This is a genomic window from Pseudomonas sp. 67(2021) (assembly GCF_017491835.1).
Classification (GTDB): domain Bacteria; phylum Pseudomonadota; class Gammaproteobacteria; order Pseudomonadales; family Pseudomonadaceae; genus Aquipseudomonas; species Aquipseudomonas atacamensis.
This window is the reverse complement of record NZ_JAFGYL010000012.1, coordinates 159,110-175,598: the sequence shown is the minus strand read 5'-3', so window position 1 is coordinate 175,598 and position 16,489 is coordinate 159,110. Positions and strand designations below refer to the sequence as shown.

Annotated in this window: 16 protein-coding genes and 1 pseudogene; 9 read left to right on the top strand and 8 right to left on the bottom strand. The window is 60.8% G+C overall.

Going from position 1 to position 16,489, the window contains the following annotated elements; translation table 11 throughout:
• Positions 1–404 (top strand): annotated as a pseudogene (locus J5M66_RS16650) (SAM-dependent methyltransferase); the annotation flags it as partial.
• A 133-nt stretch (positions 405–537) separates the two neighbouring features.
• On the opposite strand, the gene pcsA reads toward J5M66_RS16650, so the two are convergent.
• Positions 538–1,260, bottom strand: a complete 723-nt coding sequence (pcsA, locus tag J5M66_RS16645; RefSeq protein WP_016775154.1) for a phosphatidylcholine synthase — start codon at positions 1,258–1,260, stop codon at positions 538–540.
• A gap of 260 nt (positions 1,261–1,520) precedes the next feature.
• Between pcsA and J5M66_RS16640 the strand changes: the two genes are divergently transcribed.
• Positions 1,521–2,258: a tellurite resistance TerB family protein gene (locus tag J5M66_RS16640; RefSeq protein WP_207808527.1), complete on the top strand. Its 738-nt coding sequence runs from the start codon at positions 1,521–1,523 to the stop codon at positions 2,256–2,258.
• 132 nt (positions 2,259–2,390) lie between these two features.
• Positions 2,391–5,015 carry a DNA ligase D gene (gene ligD / locus J5M66_RS16635; protein ID WP_207808528.1) on the top strand — a complete coding sequence of 875 codons (2,625 nt, stop codon included), beginning with the start codon at positions 2,391–2,393 and terminating at the stop codon, positions 5,013–5,015.
• On the opposite strand, the gene J5M66_RS16630 is transcribed toward ligD, so the two are convergent.
• Complete coding sequence (locus tag J5M66_RS16630) at positions 5,016–5,417, bottom strand: hypothetical protein (protein ID WP_174823844.1); 402 nt, start codon at positions 5,415–5,417, stop codon at positions 5,016–5,018.
• 80 nt (positions 5,418–5,497) lie between these two features.
• Positions 5,498–5,812 (bottom strand): DUF2388 domain-containing protein, encoded by a 315-nt coding sequence (locus J5M66_RS16625; protein WP_016775151.1) that lies wholly within the window; start codon positions 5,810–5,812, stop codon positions 5,498–5,500.
• A gap of 161 nt (positions 5,813–5,973) precedes the next feature.
• On the opposite strand from J5M66_RS16625, the gene J5M66_RS16620 reads away from it, so the two are divergent.
• A complete protein-coding gene (locus J5M66_RS16620; protein WP_207808531.1) occupies positions 5,974–6,627 on the top strand; it encodes a DUF2238 domain-containing protein in 654 nt (217 codons plus the stop codon).
• 4 nt (positions 6,628–6,631) lie between these two features.
• Here the strand turns inward: J5M66_RS16620 and sodC are convergent, their stop codons facing one another.
• Positions 6,632–7,153: a superoxide dismutase family protein gene (gene sodC, locus J5M66_RS16615; protein ID WP_016775149.1), complete on the bottom strand. Its 522-nt coding sequence runs from the start codon at positions 7,151–7,153 to the stop codon at positions 6,632–6,634.
• 243 nt (positions 7,154–7,396) lie between these two features.
• On the opposite strand from sodC, the gene J5M66_RS16610 reads away from it, so the two are divergent.
• A complete protein-coding gene (locus J5M66_RS16610; RefSeq protein ID WP_123442207.1) occupies positions 7,397–9,010 on the top strand; it encodes a methyl-accepting chemotaxis protein in 1,614 nt (537 codons plus the stop codon).
• 159 nt (positions 9,011–9,169) lie between these two features.
• On the opposite strand, the gene J5M66_RS16605 is transcribed toward J5M66_RS16610, so the two are convergent.
• Positions 9,170–9,601: a nuclear transport factor 2 family protein gene (locus J5M66_RS16605; RefSeq protein WP_207808533.1), complete on the bottom strand. Its 432-nt coding sequence runs from the start codon at positions 9,599–9,601 to the stop codon at positions 9,170–9,172.
• A gap of 529 nt (positions 9,602–10,130) precedes the next feature.
• Here J5M66_RS16605 and mqo point away from each other — a divergent pair.
• Entirely contained in the window at positions 10,131–11,777 is a 1,647-nt protein-coding gene (gene mqo / locus J5M66_RS16600) for a malate dehydrogenase (quinone) (protein WP_024013303.1), read from the top strand.
• 69 nt (positions 11,778–11,846) lie between these two features.
• Here mqo and J5M66_RS16595 read toward each other — a convergent pair whose 3' ends face one another.
• Entirely contained in the window at positions 11,847–12,275 is a 429-nt protein-coding gene (locus J5M66_RS16595) for a nuclear transport factor 2 family protein (RefSeq protein ID WP_024013302.1), read from the bottom strand.
• Between the two features lie 177 nt (positions 12,276–12,452).
• On the opposite strand from J5M66_RS16595, the gene J5M66_RS16590 reads away from it, so the two are divergent.
• Both J5M66_RS16590 and J5M66_RS16585 read left to right on the top strand, forming a co-directional pair.
• Positions 12,453–12,620: a hypothetical protein gene (locus J5M66_RS16590; RefSeq protein ID WP_024013301.1), complete on the top strand. Its 168-nt coding sequence runs from the start codon at positions 12,453–12,455 to the stop codon at positions 12,618–12,620.
• 143 nt (positions 12,621–12,763) lie between these two features.
• Positions 12,764–13,522, top strand: a complete 759-nt coding sequence (locus tag J5M66_RS16585; RefSeq protein ID WP_223631044.1) for an OBAP family protein — start codon at positions 12,764–12,766, stop codon at positions 13,520–13,522.
• 1 nt (position 13,523) lies between these two features.
• Here the strand turns inward: J5M66_RS16585 and J5M66_RS16580 are convergent, their stop codons facing one another.
• Both J5M66_RS16580 and J5M66_RS16575 read right to left on the bottom strand, forming a co-directional pair.
• Complete coding sequence (locus J5M66_RS16580; protein WP_207808537.1) at positions 13,524–14,390, bottom strand: CAP domain-containing protein; 867 nt, start codon at positions 14,388–14,390, stop codon at positions 13,524–13,526.
• Between the two features lie 251 nt (positions 14,391–14,641).
• Positions 14,642–15,412, bottom strand: coding sequence for an alpha/beta fold hydrolase (locus J5M66_RS16575; RefSeq protein WP_207808539.1), 771 nt, complete (start codon positions 15,410–15,412; stop codon positions 14,642–14,644).
• A 111-nt stretch (positions 15,413–15,523) separates the two neighbouring features.
• Between J5M66_RS16575 and J5M66_RS16570 the strand changes: the two genes are divergently transcribed.
• Positions 15,524–16,483 (top strand): aldo/keto reductase, encoded by a 960-nt coding sequence (locus J5M66_RS16570; RefSeq protein ID WP_207808541.1) that lies wholly within the window; start codon positions 15,524–15,526, stop codon positions 16,481–16,483.
• Positions 16,484–16,489 lie beyond the last annotated feature (6 nt).

Below are 16,489 nucleotides of genomic sequence, written 5' to 3'. Positions count from 1 at the left end.
GTCGTCGGGGCGGGCGGATCGGTATGGCGAACTGGACGCCGGAGGGCTTCGTCGGGCAGATGTTCAAGATTCTCGGCCAGCATCTGCCGCCGCCAGCAGTGGCCCAGCCACCGTCGAACTGGGGCTCGGATGCGTGGCTGCACAAGCATTTCGATGACCGCGATTTTGTCGTACGCGTGACCCGCAGCCACTTCAATTTCCGCTACCGCTCGGCGGCGCATTTCATTGACATCTTTCGCCACTGGTACGGGCCGGTGCACAAGGCTTTTGCGGTGTTGTCGGCGGAGGCCGGACAGGCGCTGGAGGATGATCTGACGGATTTGCTCAACCGATCGAATCGCGCGGGGGAGGCGTCGCTGGTGGTGCCGAGTGAGTATCTGGAGGTGGTGATTACCAAGCGCTAGTCCACATCGGATTTCCTGGTCGATGAAGATCTCTGTGGGAGCGAGCCTGCTCGCGAAAGCGGTGTGCCAGCCAACCTTTATGTTGATGGAACCACCGCATTCGCGAGCAGGCTCGCTCCCACAGGGGATGTGCTTATTTCAAATGGCTGCGATCAAACCACTCCAGCGCCGTGCGCCAGATGCAGATCCCCAGAAAATAAGCCGACATCAGCAACCACAAGCCCATTACCAGCGGATTGATCACCGGGTGATTGAGCACCAGCGACAGACTGCACAACAGCCAGATCGCCGTCACCGCGATATTGATTGGCATGAAACGCCGCACGCGAAACGGGTGCAGGAACTTCATCCGGGTCACCGTCAGCAATGCCAGACCGATCACGGTGAGAAAGGTGATCCACGGCCCCGGGCCGATGATGTACAGGCACAGCGCAACCACGTTCCAGGCCGCCGGGAAGCCGACAAAATAGTTGTCCTTGCTCTTCATGTTGACGTTGCAGAAACAGAACAGCGACGACACCAGAATCACCGACACCGTCAGCAACAGGGTGTAATCGGGCAGGGGAATGTAGCGGTAGATAAACAGTGCCGGGATGAATACATAAGTCAGGTAATCGATGACCAGATCAAGGATCGAACCGTCGAAACTCGGCAGCACCGATTGCACATTGACCTTGCGCGCCAGTGCGCCATCGAGGCCGTCGACGATCAGCGCCACGCCCAGCCACATCAGGCAATGAATCGGCTGGTTTTCCAGCAGGGCGAGGGTGGCGAGGAAGGCGGTGACCACGCCAGTCGCGGTAAAACCATGGGCGCCCCATGCTTTGAGCCTGGCGATGTGTACGGTGGATATCACGGGGGCGTTCTCCAGAAAGTGAAGCAAGCCGGGTATCGCCCATCGTCAGAAAGGGCGTCGGCAAACCGGGTCGGGTTGCAGCTATCGACCGGTTTGGCCGGGATAAGGTTCACCACCCATGAATCTTAGCTGGCTCGCGGAAAATTTCTCGGGTGCGATTTCATCGGTGAGCCGGCGTCAGCCCAACGGTGCTGGCGCTATGGCTGCGTCGGTCTATCGTTGCCTGACGCAATCAGGCCGGGGCCTCGGAGGACAACGTCATGAACACCAGCGATTTGCTTGAACAACTGCTGCGAGGCCAGGCCTCGGCGGGACAACAACGCGGGGCTTCGGCCGGTGACGGTCTGGGCGGATTGCTCGGTGGCCTGTTGGGCGGCGGCAGTCAGACCGGAGCGGGCGGCGCGGCTGCTTCGGGTGGCCTCGGCGGCCTGGGTGGTTTACTCGGTGGCCTGCTCGGCGGTGGTGGCTTGGGAAGCGCCCTTGGTGGCGGTAGCAGAAGCCGTACCGGCGGGACCAGTTACGCGGCGCTCGCTTCGCTGGGCATGATGGCTTACCAGGCGTATCAAGCCTGGCAACGCAGCCAGGCCAGCAACGCGCCGCAAGAACTGCCACAAACCGCCGACCTGCTCGCCGGCCCGCAAATCGAAACCCACAGCCACGCGGTGCTGCGCGCCCTGATCGCCGCCGCCAAGGCTGACGGACGCATCGACGACGCAGAAAAGCATCTCATCAGCAGCGAAATCGGCAAACACACCGCCGACCCGCAGTTGCAACAATGGCTCGACGCCGAAGTCGCCAAGCCGCTGGATCCCCGGGAAGTGGCGCAATCCGCTGACGGCGATCCTGCCGTAGCCGCCGAAATGTACCTGGCCAGCGTCATGCTGGTGGACGACCAACAGGACGCCGAACGCAGCTATCTCGATGAGCTGGCCGCAGCCTTACTGATCGATCCGGATTTGCAGGTGCATCTGGAACAGCAGGCAAGAGGGCAAGCCTGACCCGCTGTAAAAATCCCTGACACTGCCAGCCCCGGCCGGTCCATCCGTCCGGGGCTTTTTTACCTCGATTGAATTTTTCCGCCGCCGTGTCGCTCTTCTGCATAACAGAACCCGTCTGCCATCGGTGTGCTCATGAACAGGAACCTCGACGATTACAACCGCATGCGTGATTTTTCCGCGACGTCGGAACCGGCCGCAGTCAAGCGCTCGGGCCGTAAGTCGGCCAAGGATCATGCGTTGCAGTTCTGCATCCAGAAGCACGACGCTTCGCACCTGCATTACGACTTTCGCCTGGAACTCGACGGCGCGCTGAAAAGCTGGGCGGTGCCGAAGGGGCCGTCGCTGGACCCGTCGGTCAAGCGTCTGGCGATTCATGTCGAGGATCATCCGCTCGATTACGCGACGTTCGAAGGCAGCATTCCCGAGGGGCATTACGGCGCCGGTGATGTGATCGTCTGGGATCGCGGCGTGTGGATTCCGCTGGAGGATCCGCACAAGGCCTATGCCAAGGGCCGACTGAAGTTCGAGCTGCAGGGCGAGAAGCTCGGCGGCGTGTGGAATCTGGTGCGCACGCACATGCCGGGCAAGAAAGAACAATGGTTCCTGATCAAGCATCAGGACAACGCCGCGCGACCGCAGGATGATTTCGACGTGCTGGTCGCCGAGCCCGACAGCGTGCTCAGCGAGCGCACGATTGTCGGCAAATCGGCGACTGCTGCCGATAAAGCCAAACCGGTAAAAAAGGCCCCGGCCAAGCCGCGGAAGCAGGCGTCCGGGCAGCTTACCGGCGCGCGCAAGGCCAAGTTGCCGGCACTGATCAAGCCGGAACTGGCGACGCTGGTCGACAGCGCACCCGAAGGGCAGTGGAGCTACGAGATCAAGTTCGACGGCTACCGGATCATGGCGCGGATCGATCACGATGAGGTGCAGCTGTTCACCCGCAATGGTCACGACTGGACGCACAAGCTGCCGCAGCAGGCCAAGGCGCTGGCGGCATTGGGTCTGGAATCGGCGTGGCTGGACGGTGAAATGGTTGTGGCCAATGAGCAAGGCGTGCCGGACTTTCAGGCGTTGCAGAATGCCTTCGATGCCGGGCGCAGCGGCGACATTGTTTATTACCTGTTCGACGTGCCGTATCTGAATGGCGTCGACCTGCGCGATGTGCCGGTGGAAGAACGCCGCGCTGCGCTGAGCACCATCCTCGGTGCGCAGAAAGAATCCTCAACGCTGCGCTTCTCCGAAGCCTTCGAAGAAACCCCGGACGCGCTGCTCAACAGCGCTTGCCAGATGCAGATGGAAGGCCTGATCGGCAAACGCCTCGGCTCGCCTTACGTGTCTCGGCGCAGCGGCGACTGGATCAAGCTCAAATGCAAGCATCGCCAGGAATTCGTCATCGTCGGCTACACCGATCCGAAAGGTGCGCGCAGTGCTTTCGGTGCCTTGCTGCTCGGCCTGCACGACCGTGACAGCGGCGAGTTGCGCTATGCCGGCAAGGTCGGCACCGGGTTCAACGAAACCACATTGAAAAGCATCCTCGCCCAACTCAAGCCGTTGCAGACCAAAAGCGCCGCAGTGGTCAATCCGCCCAGCGGTTTCGAGGCAAAAGGCGTGCACTGGCTCAAACCCAAACTGCTGGCCGAAGTGGCATTCGCCGAGATGACCAAGGACGGCTCGGTGCGCCACGCCGTGTTCCATGGTTTGCGCGATGACAAACCGGCCAAGGACATTACCGAGGAGCGAGCGAAGCCTGTGAAAGCTGCCAAGTCCGAAAAGAACGAAAAAACCGAAAAGACCAAAACCGCCGACAAGCAGCCGGCAAAGAAAACCGCCGCCAGCAAAAAAGCCGAGACCGCACCGTCGCAATCAGGACTGGCCGGCGGCAAGGTACGCATCACCCATCCGGATCGGGTGATTGACGCCGTCAGTGGCACGACCAAAATGCAACTGGCGCAGTACTACGCCAGTGTCGCCGAATACATCCTGCCGCAACTCAAGGATCGCCCCGTGGCGTTGGTGCGTGCACCGGACGGCATTGCCGGCGAATTGTTTTTCCAAAAGAACGCCGAACGCTTGGCTATCCCGGGGATTACTGCACTAGACAAGGACATCACCGGCCAGCCAGTGATGATGATCAACAATCCCGAAGCGCTGGTCGGCGCGGTGCAGATGAGTACCGTCGAGCTGCACACCTGGAACGCGACGAAGGTGGATCTGGACAAGCCTGATCGCTTCGTCCTCGACCTCGACCCGGATCCGGCGCTGCCATGGAAGAGCATGGTTGAAGCCACCGCGCTGACCCTCACTGTGCTAGATGAGCTGGGCCTCAAAGCCTTCCTCAAAACCAGCGGCGGCAAAGGCATTCACCTGGTGGTGCCATTGACCCGCAAGCATGGCTGGGACGAAGTGAAGGACTTCAGCCACGCCATCGTCAGCCACATGGCCAAGTTGCTGCCGGATCGTATTTCAGCGGTGTCCGGGCCGAAAAACCGCGTCGGGCGGATCTTCATCGATTACCTGCGCAACGGCCTCGGCGCCACCACCATTTGCGCCTACGCCGCACGCGCGCGGGAAGGCATGCCGGTGTCGGTGCCGCTGTACCGAGAGGAAGTCGCTGAAATCAAGGGCGGTAATCACTGGAACATCTACAACGTTCACGAGCGTCTGACCGAAGTCGGTGATGAGCCTTGGGCGGACATGAAGAAAACCCGTCAGACCATCACCGCCGAGATGCGCAAACGCGTCGGCATGAAAAAGTGATCAGGTGTCGCGCAGCAAGTCGTGGGCGTTGAGCAGTTCGAAGGCGATTTGCGGGTGGTTTTCCAGGCCCTTGCGAATCGCCGCCGGGATCGCCGCGCGAGTCTTGCGACACAGGCCTGGCAGCTCGTCGATTTGAATGGCGATGCCGCGCATGGTGCGTACTTCGTTGAAACCGGGGGCGACGTCGACGCGAATGCCGAGTTGCTCGTACATACGCTGTTGCAGGCGTTTGAGGTCGGCGAGGTCTTTGAGTTGTTCCAGGCGCGCCAGAAGAATTTTTTCCTCAGCGCGAGTCAAGCGCAGGATGCGCACATCCGCGCCGGGCGTTTCCAGCAACGGATCGCGCCCGCAGATGCAGGCGCCGGGAGGGCAGGGTGAGCGCAAGGGCACGGTCGTCGTCATGGCCTCCATCATAGAGGCCGTCGGACATGTTTGCCTATGCGCACTCAGCGGCCGTCCATCGGCCGCTGCTTCCCTCGTTACTACTGCTGCACGCCTTCGTATTGCACCAGGATGGCGTTAGCCAGGTCTTCATCACTGGCGTTCAAGCCAGGGTTGGCCTGACGCACCTGTTGCAGTACCGACTCAAGATAAACCCCACGAATGGCCCCGCCGCTGGCGACAAATGCAGACACGTCGTCACGGGCCGGAATCACCATCTTGTCATCCTTGAAGGTCGAGTAAAGCGACGCGGACACACCGGCCGAAGTGGCGACATCACCCGCGTCAACGCGGGCCAGCGCCGAACCGACCGGCAGGCAAAGCATAAGAGAAGAAATCAGGACTAACTTGCGCATGACGTGTTCCTCCACAAGCGCTAAGCAAAAAGGGAAGGGACTACATAACCTCAGAGGTGAACGGCGCGCGGGAGTTCCGTAGGCCGCAAAAACGTAGCGGCGAGGAACCGGGCAAAACCGGCAAGGGTCTACCGCTTGCCTGTATTGCCGAGAATCGAGCCATGCTCGTCAGAGTCAGCGACAACTTCGCCCAACCGGCAGATACGCGAATCGAAGCGCTTTTGCTCGCTGGATTTGTCTGCCTGACCATCGCGCTCGGCCTGTTCCCGCGCAGCCGCGTCGACTGGCTATTGGAAAATGTCCTGGCGTTGGCGCTGGTGTTGACCCTGCTGCTGGCGCATCGGCGTTTTCGCCTGTCGACGCTGTCGCTGGGGATGCTCTTCGCCTTCCTGTGCATTCATGAAGTCGGCGCGCATTACACCTATTCGCGGGTACCGTACGATCAATGGGGCACGCTGTTGACCGGGGTCAGCGTCAACAAAGTGCTGGGTCTTGAACGCAATCACTATGATCGGCTGGTGCACCTTAGCTATGGATTGCTGCTGGTCTGGCCGATTCGCGAAGTGCTGCTGCGCCTGACGCCGTTGCGTGGCGCGTGGTTGGCGCTGTTGACCTTGAATGTAGTGCTGGCGACGTCGGCGTTGTACGAATTGATCGAATGGGTCGGCGGCGCTTACCTGGGCGACGACACTGGCCAGGCCTTCGTCGGTGCGCAGAATGATCCGTGGGATTCGCAGAAGGACATGGCCCTGGCGCTGTTCGGCGCCGGGCTGTCCTTGCTGGTGTTGACGCGCTGGCGTCGAGCGCCGCCCTGAAGGATCAGATCACGCCGCAGGCCATGCGATCACCGCCACCGCCCAGTGGCTTGGGCATGTCGGAATGGTTATCGCCGCCGGCGTGAATCATCAGGGCGTGGCCCTTGATCTCGGAGATCTTCTTCAGGCGCGGCGCCAGCACCGGGTAGTTGGCGACCCCGTCAGCCGTCACATATACCGCTGGCAGATCACCCAGATGCCCGTCGGCGTACGGGCCGAGATGCTTGCCGGTTTTCGCCGGATCGAAATGCCCGCCAGCGGCCAGTGCGGCGCCTTTGACGCCATCCTTGGTGCCCGCTTCGCAGCTGCCGTTTTCATGGACATGGAAACCGTGAATACCCGCTGGCAACGATTTCAAGTCCGGGGTGAACAACAGGCCGTACGGCGTCTCGCTGACAGTGACCGAGCCGATCGCCTGCGGCGCGCCGTCGGCGCTGACCAGATTGATTGCGACTTTCTCCGTTGCTGCCTGTGCGGTGCCGATTGCCAACGTGCCGAGCAGACCAAACCACAGTGCGCGTTTCATAAGCGTTTCCTTCAGCTGCATGAATGTTCGAAGCGCTGGATTGATAGCCTGCCGGGGTTAACCGGCGATGAAGGCAGTATCCAGCGGCGCTGCAAGGTGTGACCGGGTTCACGCTTGAAAAGTTTTGCCGGATTCAAGTCGCCGCTGACATCAGCCGATACGCTCTGTGTCGGCAGTTCCCTGCACATAGGCTTAACTGAAATCCGACAAGCGCAATCCAGCGTGCCCACGGGAGATTCAACGGTGTCGATCAAACTGCGTTTGGTGTTGCTGATTGCGACCAGCCTGCTGACGGCGCTGATCGTGAGTCTGGTCAGCTACGTCGGCAACCTGCGAATGGCCACGGCGGTCGGCGATAACACGGTGAGCATGAGCGCGCTGCGCAATCACATGGAAGCGGACATGATGCACGACGCCCTGCGCGCCGATGTCTATTCGGCGATGTTGGTCGGCCTGGGCAAAAGCACCGCCACCGCCACCGAGGTGCGCGATTCGCTCACCGAGCACGCCGGGCATTTTCGTGAAGTGCTGGATGACAACCTGAAGCTGCCGATCAACCCGCAGTTGCGCACGGCGCTGGAGCAGATCAAGCCGAGCCTCGATACCTACATCAAATCCGCCGAGCAGATCGTCGGCGTGGCGCTGGACAAGCCGGATGCCGCCCAACAGCAGCTCGGCACGTTCAATAGCGCGTTTACTCAGCTCGAAGAGCAGATGGGCGCGCTCAGCGAACTGATCGAAAACAACACCCTGCACACCAGCGAAGGCACCGAAGCGGCCATCCGCCACGCCAATCTTGCGCTGGCAGTGGTGCTGGTCGTCAGTCTGTTGCTGCTGCTGATTCAGGGGCGCTGGGTGATCCTGAGTATCATGGGGCCGCTCAAATCCGCCAGCCGCATCGCTGAAAGCATTGCCCATGGCAATCTCAGCGAACCAATTGTCGAGCCCGCCGGCAAGGACGAAGCCAGCGTTTTGATACGCACATTGGCGACCATGCAGCGCGATTTGCGCAACATGATTGACGTGGTCCGGCGCAACGCTCACGGCGTCAGTGGCATGAGCGAGCAGCTCAGCCAGGGCTGCCATCAGGTCGCCGACAGCAGCCAGCAGCAAAGCGTTGCCGCCGGCACCATGGCGGCCGCCGCCAGCCAGATGACCGCCAGTATCGAAGAAATCACCCGCCACGCCGAACGTGCCCTGAGCATGGCCAATCAGGCCGAAAACCTGGCCAAGGAGGGTGGCGGGGTGATTCATCAAGTGGTCAGCGACATGGATGGCATCGCCCGCTCGGCACAGCAGTCGGCGCAAGTGATCCGCACGCTGGATCAGGAATCCGAGGCAATCTTCAACATCATTCAGGTGATCAAGAGCATCGCCGACCAGACCAACCTGCTGGCGCTCAATGCGGCGATCGAGGCAGCGCGGGCGGGTGAACAGGGCCGTGGCTTTGCCGTGGTCGCTGATGAAGTGCGCAGTCTGGCCGCACGCACCAGCGCCTCGACCCAGGAAATCGCCGCCATGGTCGCGCGCATCCAGAGCAGCACGCGCGAGGCGGTCAGCAGCATGGAGGCCGGTGTGGCGCAGGTCGACAAGGGCATGGCGGTGACGGCGGAAGTCGAGCGGGCGATTCGCGAGATCCTCGACGCCACGCTGAACACCACGCAACTGGTCAATGACATCACCCGCACGATTGGCGAACAGAGTCAGGCCAGTAATGAGATCGCCCATCAGGTGGAGATGATTGCGGGAATGAGCGAGGGCAATAGCCGGGTGATCGGGCAGACGGCGACGACTACGGATGAGTTGTCGAATCTGGCGGGGCAGTTGGCGCGGTCGGTGGATCGGTTTCGGTTGTGATGTTGAGGTAGACCAGCGGGTTTTCCATTGCCTGAGCCAGCGCTTTCGCGAGCGGGCTCGCTCCCACAAGGTTCGCCAGTGTCGAGTCCTTTGTGGGAGCGAGCCTGCTCGCGAATAGGCCAGCTCGGGCAACACTGAATCAGGCCAATCTGCCCTCAATCAAAACCTGAACGCCTGCCGCCCAACCAACAACCATTTCCCACCCTGTTTCTGCCAGATCTGGAAATTCTCGATCTCGGTCGGAATCACCTCGGTCCCTTTCAACGCCTGTGCGGAGAAGTGGTGGCGCACTAATGCGGTATCGCCGGACATCGTGATGGTCTGCTTTTGCATCTCCAGGGTCTTGAATGCGCTGCGGCCGGTTTCGATGTCGGCGATGAATTCCTGCTTGTCCTGAATCATGCCGCTGGAGTGGCCGTAGGTCAGGTTCGGCGCGGTCAGAGCGTTCAACTCGGCGATGTCTTTATGCAGCATCGCCTGAGTCAGGTGCTCAACTGCTTGGGCAACGTCCTTTTCCGCTGGGGCAGGGGCGGCCATGGCACAGGCGCTGAACGCGCAGAACAAGCCAATGAGGAGGCAGGATTTGGTCATGTTGGTTCCTTGTTGTTATTGGGTTTGGATGACTGGTTTATTTCGTCAGTCATCGTACAACTTAGCAGGTAATTTTCTGCATGAACAACGAGCGGTTGGCACTGATTTATCAAGTTGCGAAGCACATCGCGCAAAAAAGTTTGCAGGCCGATGCCTGATCGCCATCATGTTTGGTGCCCGATGGCCGATAAGCCCCTGAGCGGAAAAAGACTTTCAAGTCGGGAACAGACGCGCGGGTTCGCCCTGACGTGATATTCTCCGCGCCAAATTTGCTTTGACTTAATTCGGTTGGCTGGCCTTTCGGGCGGGCCGACGGGATCCCTGTCGCTCAAGCAGCTGAAGCCAATAACGATAAGAAGTCAGTTCAGAAGGGACATTAACTGAGGTCGATGCCACATGTCGGCCTTGTGTGCCCACCCGTCAATATTGAAGTGTGCCGGATTGCGCGACGCCAGCCTGAGCGTCAACACAGCGCAACGCAGACTGATAACAACGACGGGCGGAAGGCGTTTTATCATAGGTGCAACAGATGTTTAAGAAAGTGAACACAGCCTTGCTCGGTCTGGCTTTGGCGATGGGGATGTCGTCTGCCAATGCTGCCGAAGCCAAGAAAGTTGACGTCCTGCTGATCGGCGGCGGCATCATGAGCACCACCCTGGGTGTGTGGATCAATGAGCTGGAACCGACCTGGTCGATGGAAATGGTCGAGCGCCTCGATGGCGTCGCCCTGGAAAGCTCCAACGGCTGGAACAACGCCGGTACCGGTCACTCGGCTCTTGCCGAGCTGAACTACACCCCGGAAGACGACAAGGGCAACGTAACGATCCCGAAAGCTGTCGAGATCAACGAAGCGTTCCAGGTTTCCCGTCAATTCTGGGCCTGGCAGGTTCAGCAGGGCGTGCTGAAGAACCCTCGCTCGTTCATCAACACCACACCGCACATGAGCTTCGTGTGGGGCGATGACAACATCAAGTTCCTGAAAAAGCGCTACGAAGCCCTGCAGGCGAGCCCGCTGTTCGCCGGCATGCAGTACTCCGAAGACCCGGCGGTGATCAAGAAGTGGGTACCGCTGATGATGGAAGGGCGTGACCCGAACCAGAAAATCGCGGCCACCTGGAGCCCGCTGGGTACGGACATGAACTTCGGCGAAATCACCCGCCAGTTCGCCGCTCACCTGCAAACCAAACCCAACTTCGATCTGAAGCTGTCGAGCGAAGTCGAAGACATCACCAAGAACGCCGACGGCACCTGGCGTGTGAGCTACAAAAACCTCAAGGACGGCAGCAAGACCGAAACCGACGCCAAGTTCGTGTTCATCGGCGCTGGCGGCGGTGCCCTGCACCTGCTGCAGAAGTCGGGCATTCCGGAAGCCAAGGAATACGCAGGCTTCCCGGTTGGCGGTTCGTTCCTGGTGACCGAGAACCCGACGATTGCCGAGCAACACCTGGCCAAGGCCTACGGCAAGGCTTCGGTTGGCGCGCCACCGATGTCGGTTCCGCACCTGGACACCCGTGTTCTGGATGGCAAGCGCGTCATTCTGTTTGGCCCGTTCGCGACCTTCAGCACCAAGTTCCTCAAGGAAGGTTCGTACTTCGACCTGCTGACCAGCACCACCACCCACAACATCTGGCCAATGACCAAGGTCGGCATCAAGGAATACCCGCTGGTCGAGTACCTTGCCGGGCAGTTGATGCTGTCGGATGAAGACCGTCTGAACGCGCTGAAGGAGTACTTCCCGAACGCCAAAGCCGAAGACTGGCGTCTGTGGCAAGCCGGCCAGCGCGTGCAGATCATCAAGCGTGATGAAGCCGCTGGTGGCGTGCTGAAGCTGGGCACCGAGATCGTTGCTTCGCAAGACGGCTCGATCGCCGGCCTGCTGGGCGCATCGCCGGGCGCGTCGACCGCTGCACCGATCATGCTGAGCGTGCTGCAGAAAGTCTTCAAAGACAAAGTCGCATCCCCTGAGTGGCAGACCAAGCTGCACCAGATCGTGCCGAGCTACGGCACCCAGCTGAACAGCGATCCGGCCAAAGTGGCTGCAGAGTGGGCTTACACCGCGAAAATCCTCGAACTGCCGACGCCTCCAGCGATCGGTCAGGTAGCTGCTCCGGCGGCACCTGCGGCTGACAAAGCCGTAGCGCCGAAGGAAAACGCTGCACGTGACATGGCTCTGTAAGCAGAACCCTGACACACAAAAACCCACTGAACCGGCGACGGTCAGTGGGTTTTTTTATGCAGGGTGGATTCAGGCTTTTGCGGACGCGAGATAGGCACCGAGGCGCCGACCCATTTCTTCGCCCAGTGCCTGCAACCCGCTCAGCGGCCGCACCATCACTTCGAACTCGACAATCTTGCCGTGTTCATCGAAGCGAATCATGTCGATGCCCTTGAGTTCCTTGCTGCCGACCCTGGCGCTGAATTCGAGAATCACATTCAGGCCATCCGCCGTCGCCAACTCGCGGTGATAGGCGAAATCTTCAAAGACTTCGAACACGGTGTTGAGGATCATCGCCACCACCGGCGCGCCGGGGTAGGGCGTGTGGGCCATGGGCGAGCGGAACACAGCTTGCGGATCGAGCAGTTCGGGCAGGGCTTTGAGATTGCCGCTGCGGATCATCCCGTGCCAGCGCTCGAGGGACGCGGCGACGTTGGGCTGCAAGGCGAGGTCGGGCATGGTCACTCCGGTTTTTTATTGTTGTCGGTCGGCATGACTGTAGATCAACCGCGCCGAAAGTGGATCCTCAAATCTCAGCCTGAATACCGCTTCATGCCCGAAGCGGATCAGATGCGCATCTGATCCGTATTTTTCTGTTTCATCTGCCTCTGTATTCAGTACAGCCACAGGCTCAGAATGCCCCGGCAGTGCGGCCAATCACCCTCCGACCTCATCCCGCAGCGTCCGGTGCACCGCACACCCAGCCTCAAGGAGCGCAACATGTACAAGATGGCGATTTTTCTCGGCGGCTTTCTGACCTTGACCATTCTGATTGGCGTGCTGGCGACGATCTCTCCAGTCTGATCCGCACGCAGCTTTTTTTCGAACTCTGCCGATCTCCTGCTTTCAGTTGCAGAACAGGGCCAGCACGCGCCCGTCACTGAAAGTTCGAGGAGTGAAACATGCGTACGACAACCTCACAGGGACGTTGGGTTCCTATCGGTTTGATGGTCGCCGCATTGACCGGTTGCGCCATGAGCAACACCGATTCGCCGGTGCAGACACCCGGCCAGGCCAAGGCGTCCGACACGGAAATGCTCGAAGTCGGCGCGCAGTGGTTGCAGGACAAGCCGCCAATTCGCGCGTTGAACATGTACCTCGATGGTTTCCATTTTTACAACGGTCATCCCGGCGCGCAGATGGAAGCGCACCACTACTGCTCGGCGCTCAACGAAGAAGTGTTCCAGTGCGTGATCTACGACGGCAACACCGCTGAAGCCAAACTGATGGGCGTCGAATACATCATCAGCCAGCGCCTGTTCACGCAATTGCCGGCAAAAGAGAAAGCCCTGTGGCACAGCCACGCTCACGAAGTCAGTTCTGGCCAGCTGGTCGCGCCGGGCATCCCGCAAGTGGCGGAAACGCGCTTGATGGAAAAACTCGCCAATACCTACGGCAAGACCTGGCACACCTGGCACACCGATCAGGACAAGCAACTGCCGCTGGGCGTGCCGCAGTTGATGATGGGCTTTACCGCTGACGGTCAGGCCGATGCGCAAATGGTCCGCCAGCGCGATCAGCGTCTGGGCATTGATAGCGCCGAAAAGAAAAAGGCCCGAGCCGAGATCAAACCGGCGCCTGTCGCAACGGGGGCTGATGCGTGGCAGAAGGGTAATGTCATCCAGCTCAACGACCCGACCGGCCATCAACACGTCATGCCGCGCCCGGCCACGCCAAGCGATGAGAATGCCCGGAGTCAGCCGTGATTTACGGCGCGCCGAACAGCATCGTCCAGTAAACGCCGTCGTCGCTGCGCGCTTCGCTGGCGAAGCCGGCGCCGACCTGAGTGAACATCGGGTTCATCAGGTTGGCGCAGTGGCCCGGGCTGGCCAGCCAGCCGGCCATGGCTTTGCCTGGTGAGCTTTGTCCCGCAGCGATATTTTCCCCGACCTGGCGGCCGCGATAACCGGCAGCACGGGCGCGGTCGGCCGGCATGTCACCGTCGGGATCGCGGTGGGCGAAATAATTGCCGTAAGCCATGGCTTTGCTGTGGCCCTGAGCCGCTGCGCCGAGGGCGGCATTCCAGCTCAATGGCCGCGCGGCGGCAAAGCGCTGGCGGCCGCACATACGCGGCCGGGCGCGGGCAGCGTTGACCTCGGCGAGCAGCGCCTTGCCGACGCTGCGGTTGTCACCGACGCGGCTGTCGAGCACCGGTTGCGCCAGCACCACCTGCCATTGATTGCGCGAATGGCTGATGCCGATGTCGGCGTAGTTCGCATCCAGCAAGGCGCCGCAATAATCGCTCTGCAACTGATCGAAGGCCTCGTCGGCGTCTTCGGCTCCGATAATGCGGATGCTGCGCACCGTGATTGCTGAATAGCCGGAAGACTTCAACGCCTCGCGCATGCCGCCGCCGTAGCGATAGCCGATCGGCAAGGCCAGATTCGATTTCAAAGCCAAAGGCGCCAGACGCTGCGCAGGGCGGCGGTCGCAGCGTTGCGGATGGGCGCGGTAATCATTGATGGCGGCCACCAGTTCGCGCTCTGCACTGGCGTGGGCGGATTCAGTGAAAAAGGGGAACAGGCTCAGCAGGCACAGCGAAACGAAGCAAGACGAACGAACGGCGTGGCGCATGGGACGGACAGCTCTGAAAGGGGACAGCGCTAGAGTGAGGGAGCCGTGTGTGGCGGCGCGGATAGGACTGGGTTTTTTGGACTTGGTTCAGTGGCGGCAAATGCAATTGAATTGCTGTTGTTCGAACCGCTGCCTTCGCGAGCAGGCTCGCTCCCACATCGCGCTTACGGCGTACTCGGAACAACTGTGGGAGCGAGCCTGCTCGCGAAGACGCCGCCCCGGTCAACCCCTCTATCACTGGCAAACAACCACTAGCGATTCAGCACATCCCCCATCCACTGCCAATACTCCCCCCGCTCGGAAATGGAGTTATGCCCCGAGTCCGGCACCACCTTCAGTGTCGCCACGCCCGCAGGAAAGCTCTCGAACAAGCGCTGCGTGCTGCTGCGCCCAATCACGTCGTCATCGCTGGCCGCCAACAGCAATGTCGGCGTGCGGATATGCGCTGCGTACTTGCCCGATTCAAAACGATCCTTGAGCAACCACTTCACCGGCACCCACGGGTATTGCCGTGCGGCGATTTCCTCAAGGCTGTTGAACGGCGTCACCAGAATCAGATTCTGCACCGGCCGCTGACTGGCCAGGCGCACCGCCACCCCCGAACCGAGGCTGCGTCCGATGACTGCAATCTGCGGGTGGCTGGCATAGACCTGATCGAACAGTGCCAGCGCATCTTCGGCAATCGCGGCTTCCGATGGCGAGCCGGTGCTGCCAGCAAAACCCCGGTAATGCAGGAAATACAGCGCGTAGCCAGGAAACGCCTCAGTGAATTCCGGCAGATTGCGCGAGACGTCCTCGGCATTGCCGCCGAAATAGATCAGCGCGCGCGATCCGCTGCGCTCTCGAGTTGCCACCCAGACCTCGGCATCCGGCATCGACAGTTTCATTCGCGAGTCCGCTGTAACCACGGCGGCAGGCTGGGGAAACCAGATCAGCGAGCGCTGAAACACGAACAGCGCGGCGCACAGCACCAGGTACACGGCAATGATGAAAACGACGAGTGACATCAGGGTTCGGGACATTCGGCTACTTTTAACGGGGAGAAAGGTTGGCTGTGGCAGTGTAGTTCAGCGACTGCGCCTGACAGCCGGCGCACACACCGTGCAACAGATCCGCGCAGCAGGAGGACTCGCATGCGCCACACTGAGGGTTACTCACGTCGCCGCTTGCTCACGCTGGCTGCCCAAGCTGCGGCGCTGCTCACCATTGATCGGGCATTGGCCGGCAGCGTAGCGCCGACCGCCACTGCGCCGCCCACGGCAGGAGACCAGACCATGCAGACCCGCGCCATCCCTTCCAGCTCCGAGGCACTGCCCATGGTCGGGTTGGGCACCTATCGCGGTTTCGACGTCGCCCCGGGCGATCCGGTTTACCGTCAGTTGCCCGCCGTCCTCGAAGCGCTGTTCAGGAAGGGCGGCACGCTGATCGACAGCTCACCCATGTACGGCCGCGCCGAGCAAACCACCGGTGAACTGCTGTCGATTCACGAACCGCGCTCGCCGGCGTTTCTCGCCACCAAGGTATGGACGCGCGGGCGCAAAGAGGGCATCGCGCAGATGGAGCAGTCGTTCAGACTGCTGCAAACCGAGCGCATCGACCTGATGCAGATTCACAACCTGCTCGACTGGCAAACCCACTTGCCGATGCTGCGCGAATGGCAGGAGCAGGGGCGGATTCGCTACATCGGCATCACCCATTACGCCTCGTCGGCCTATGACGAGGTCGAAGCGGTGCTGAAAGCCGAAAAGCTGGATTTTCTGCAGATCAACTACGCCCTCGATGATCGCGCGGTCGAGAAACGCATCCTGCCGCTGTGCCGCGAGCGTGGGGTGGCGGTGATTTGCAATCGGCCGTTTGGCGGCGGCGATCTGCTCGCCCGGCTCAAGGGCAAGCCGCTGCCGGCGTGGGTCTCGGATGTACAGGTCAACAGCTGGCCGCAACTGGCACTGAAATTTCTCCTGGCGCATCCGGCGGTGACCTGTGTGATTCCGGGGACCAGCAATCCGCGCTACATGGCTGACAACGCCGGAGCCGGTTTTGGGCCGATGCTGACCGATGCGCAGCGGCATCAGTTGATTGCGTTGCTGGGCTGAGCCGGG

Excerpts from the sequence above, each read along its gene's own strand:
- ligD (WP_207808528.1), top strand. The coding sequence starts at position 2,391 with ATGAACAGGAACCTCGACGATTACAACCGCATGCGTGATTTTTCCGCG.
- mqo (WP_024013303.1), top strand. The coding sequence starts at position 10,131 with ATGTTTAAGAAAGTGAACACAGCCTTGCTCGGTCTGGCTTTGGCGATG.
- J5M66_RS16580 (WP_207808537.1), bottom strand. The coding sequence starts at position 14,390 with ATGCGCCACGCCGTTCGTTCGTCTTGCTTCGTTTCGCTGTGCCTGCTG.
- J5M66_RS16620 (WP_207808531.1), top strand. The coding sequence starts at position 5,974 with ATGCTCGTCAGAGTCAGCGACAACTTCGCCCAACCGGCAGATACGCGA.
- J5M66_RS16595 (WP_024013302.1), bottom strand. The coding sequence starts at position 12,275 with ATGCCCGACCTCGCCTTGCAGCCCAACGTCGCCGCGTCCCTCGAGCGC.
- J5M66_RS16570 (WP_207808541.1), top strand. The coding sequence starts at position 15,524 with ATGCGCCACACTGAGGGTTACTCACGTCGCCGCTTGCTCACGCTGGCT.
- J5M66_RS16625 (WP_016775151.1), bottom strand. The coding sequence starts at position 5,812 with ATGCGCAAGTTAGTCCTGATTTCTTCTCTTATGCTTTGCCTGCCGGTC.
- J5M66_RS16585 (WP_223631044.1), top strand. The coding sequence starts at position 12,764 with ATGGTCGCCGCATTGACCGGTTGCGCCATGAGCAACACCGATTCGCCG.
- J5M66_RS16605 (WP_207808533.1), bottom strand. The coding sequence starts at position 9,601 with ATGACCAAATCCTGCCTCCTCATTGGCTTGTTCTGCGCGTTCAGCGCC.
- J5M66_RS16640 (WP_207808527.1), top strand. The coding sequence starts at position 1,521 with ATGAACACCAGCGATTTGCTTGAACAACTGCTGCGAGGCCAGGCCTCG.
- J5M66_RS16590 (WP_024013301.1), top strand. The coding sequence starts at position 12,453 with ATGCCCCGGCAGTGCGGCCAATCACCCTCCGACCTCATCCCGCAGCGT.
- sodC (WP_016775149.1), bottom strand. The coding sequence starts at position 7,153 with ATGAAACGCGCACTGTGGTTTGGTCTGCTCGGCACGTTGGCAATCGGC.
- J5M66_RS16630 (WP_174823844.1), bottom strand. The coding sequence starts at position 5,417 with ATGACGACGACCGTGCCCTTGCGCTCACCCTGCCCTCCCGGCGCCTGC.
- J5M66_RS16575 (WP_207808539.1), bottom strand. The coding sequence starts at position 15,412 with ATGTCCCGAACCCTGATGTCACTCGTCGTTTTCATCATTGCCGTGTAC.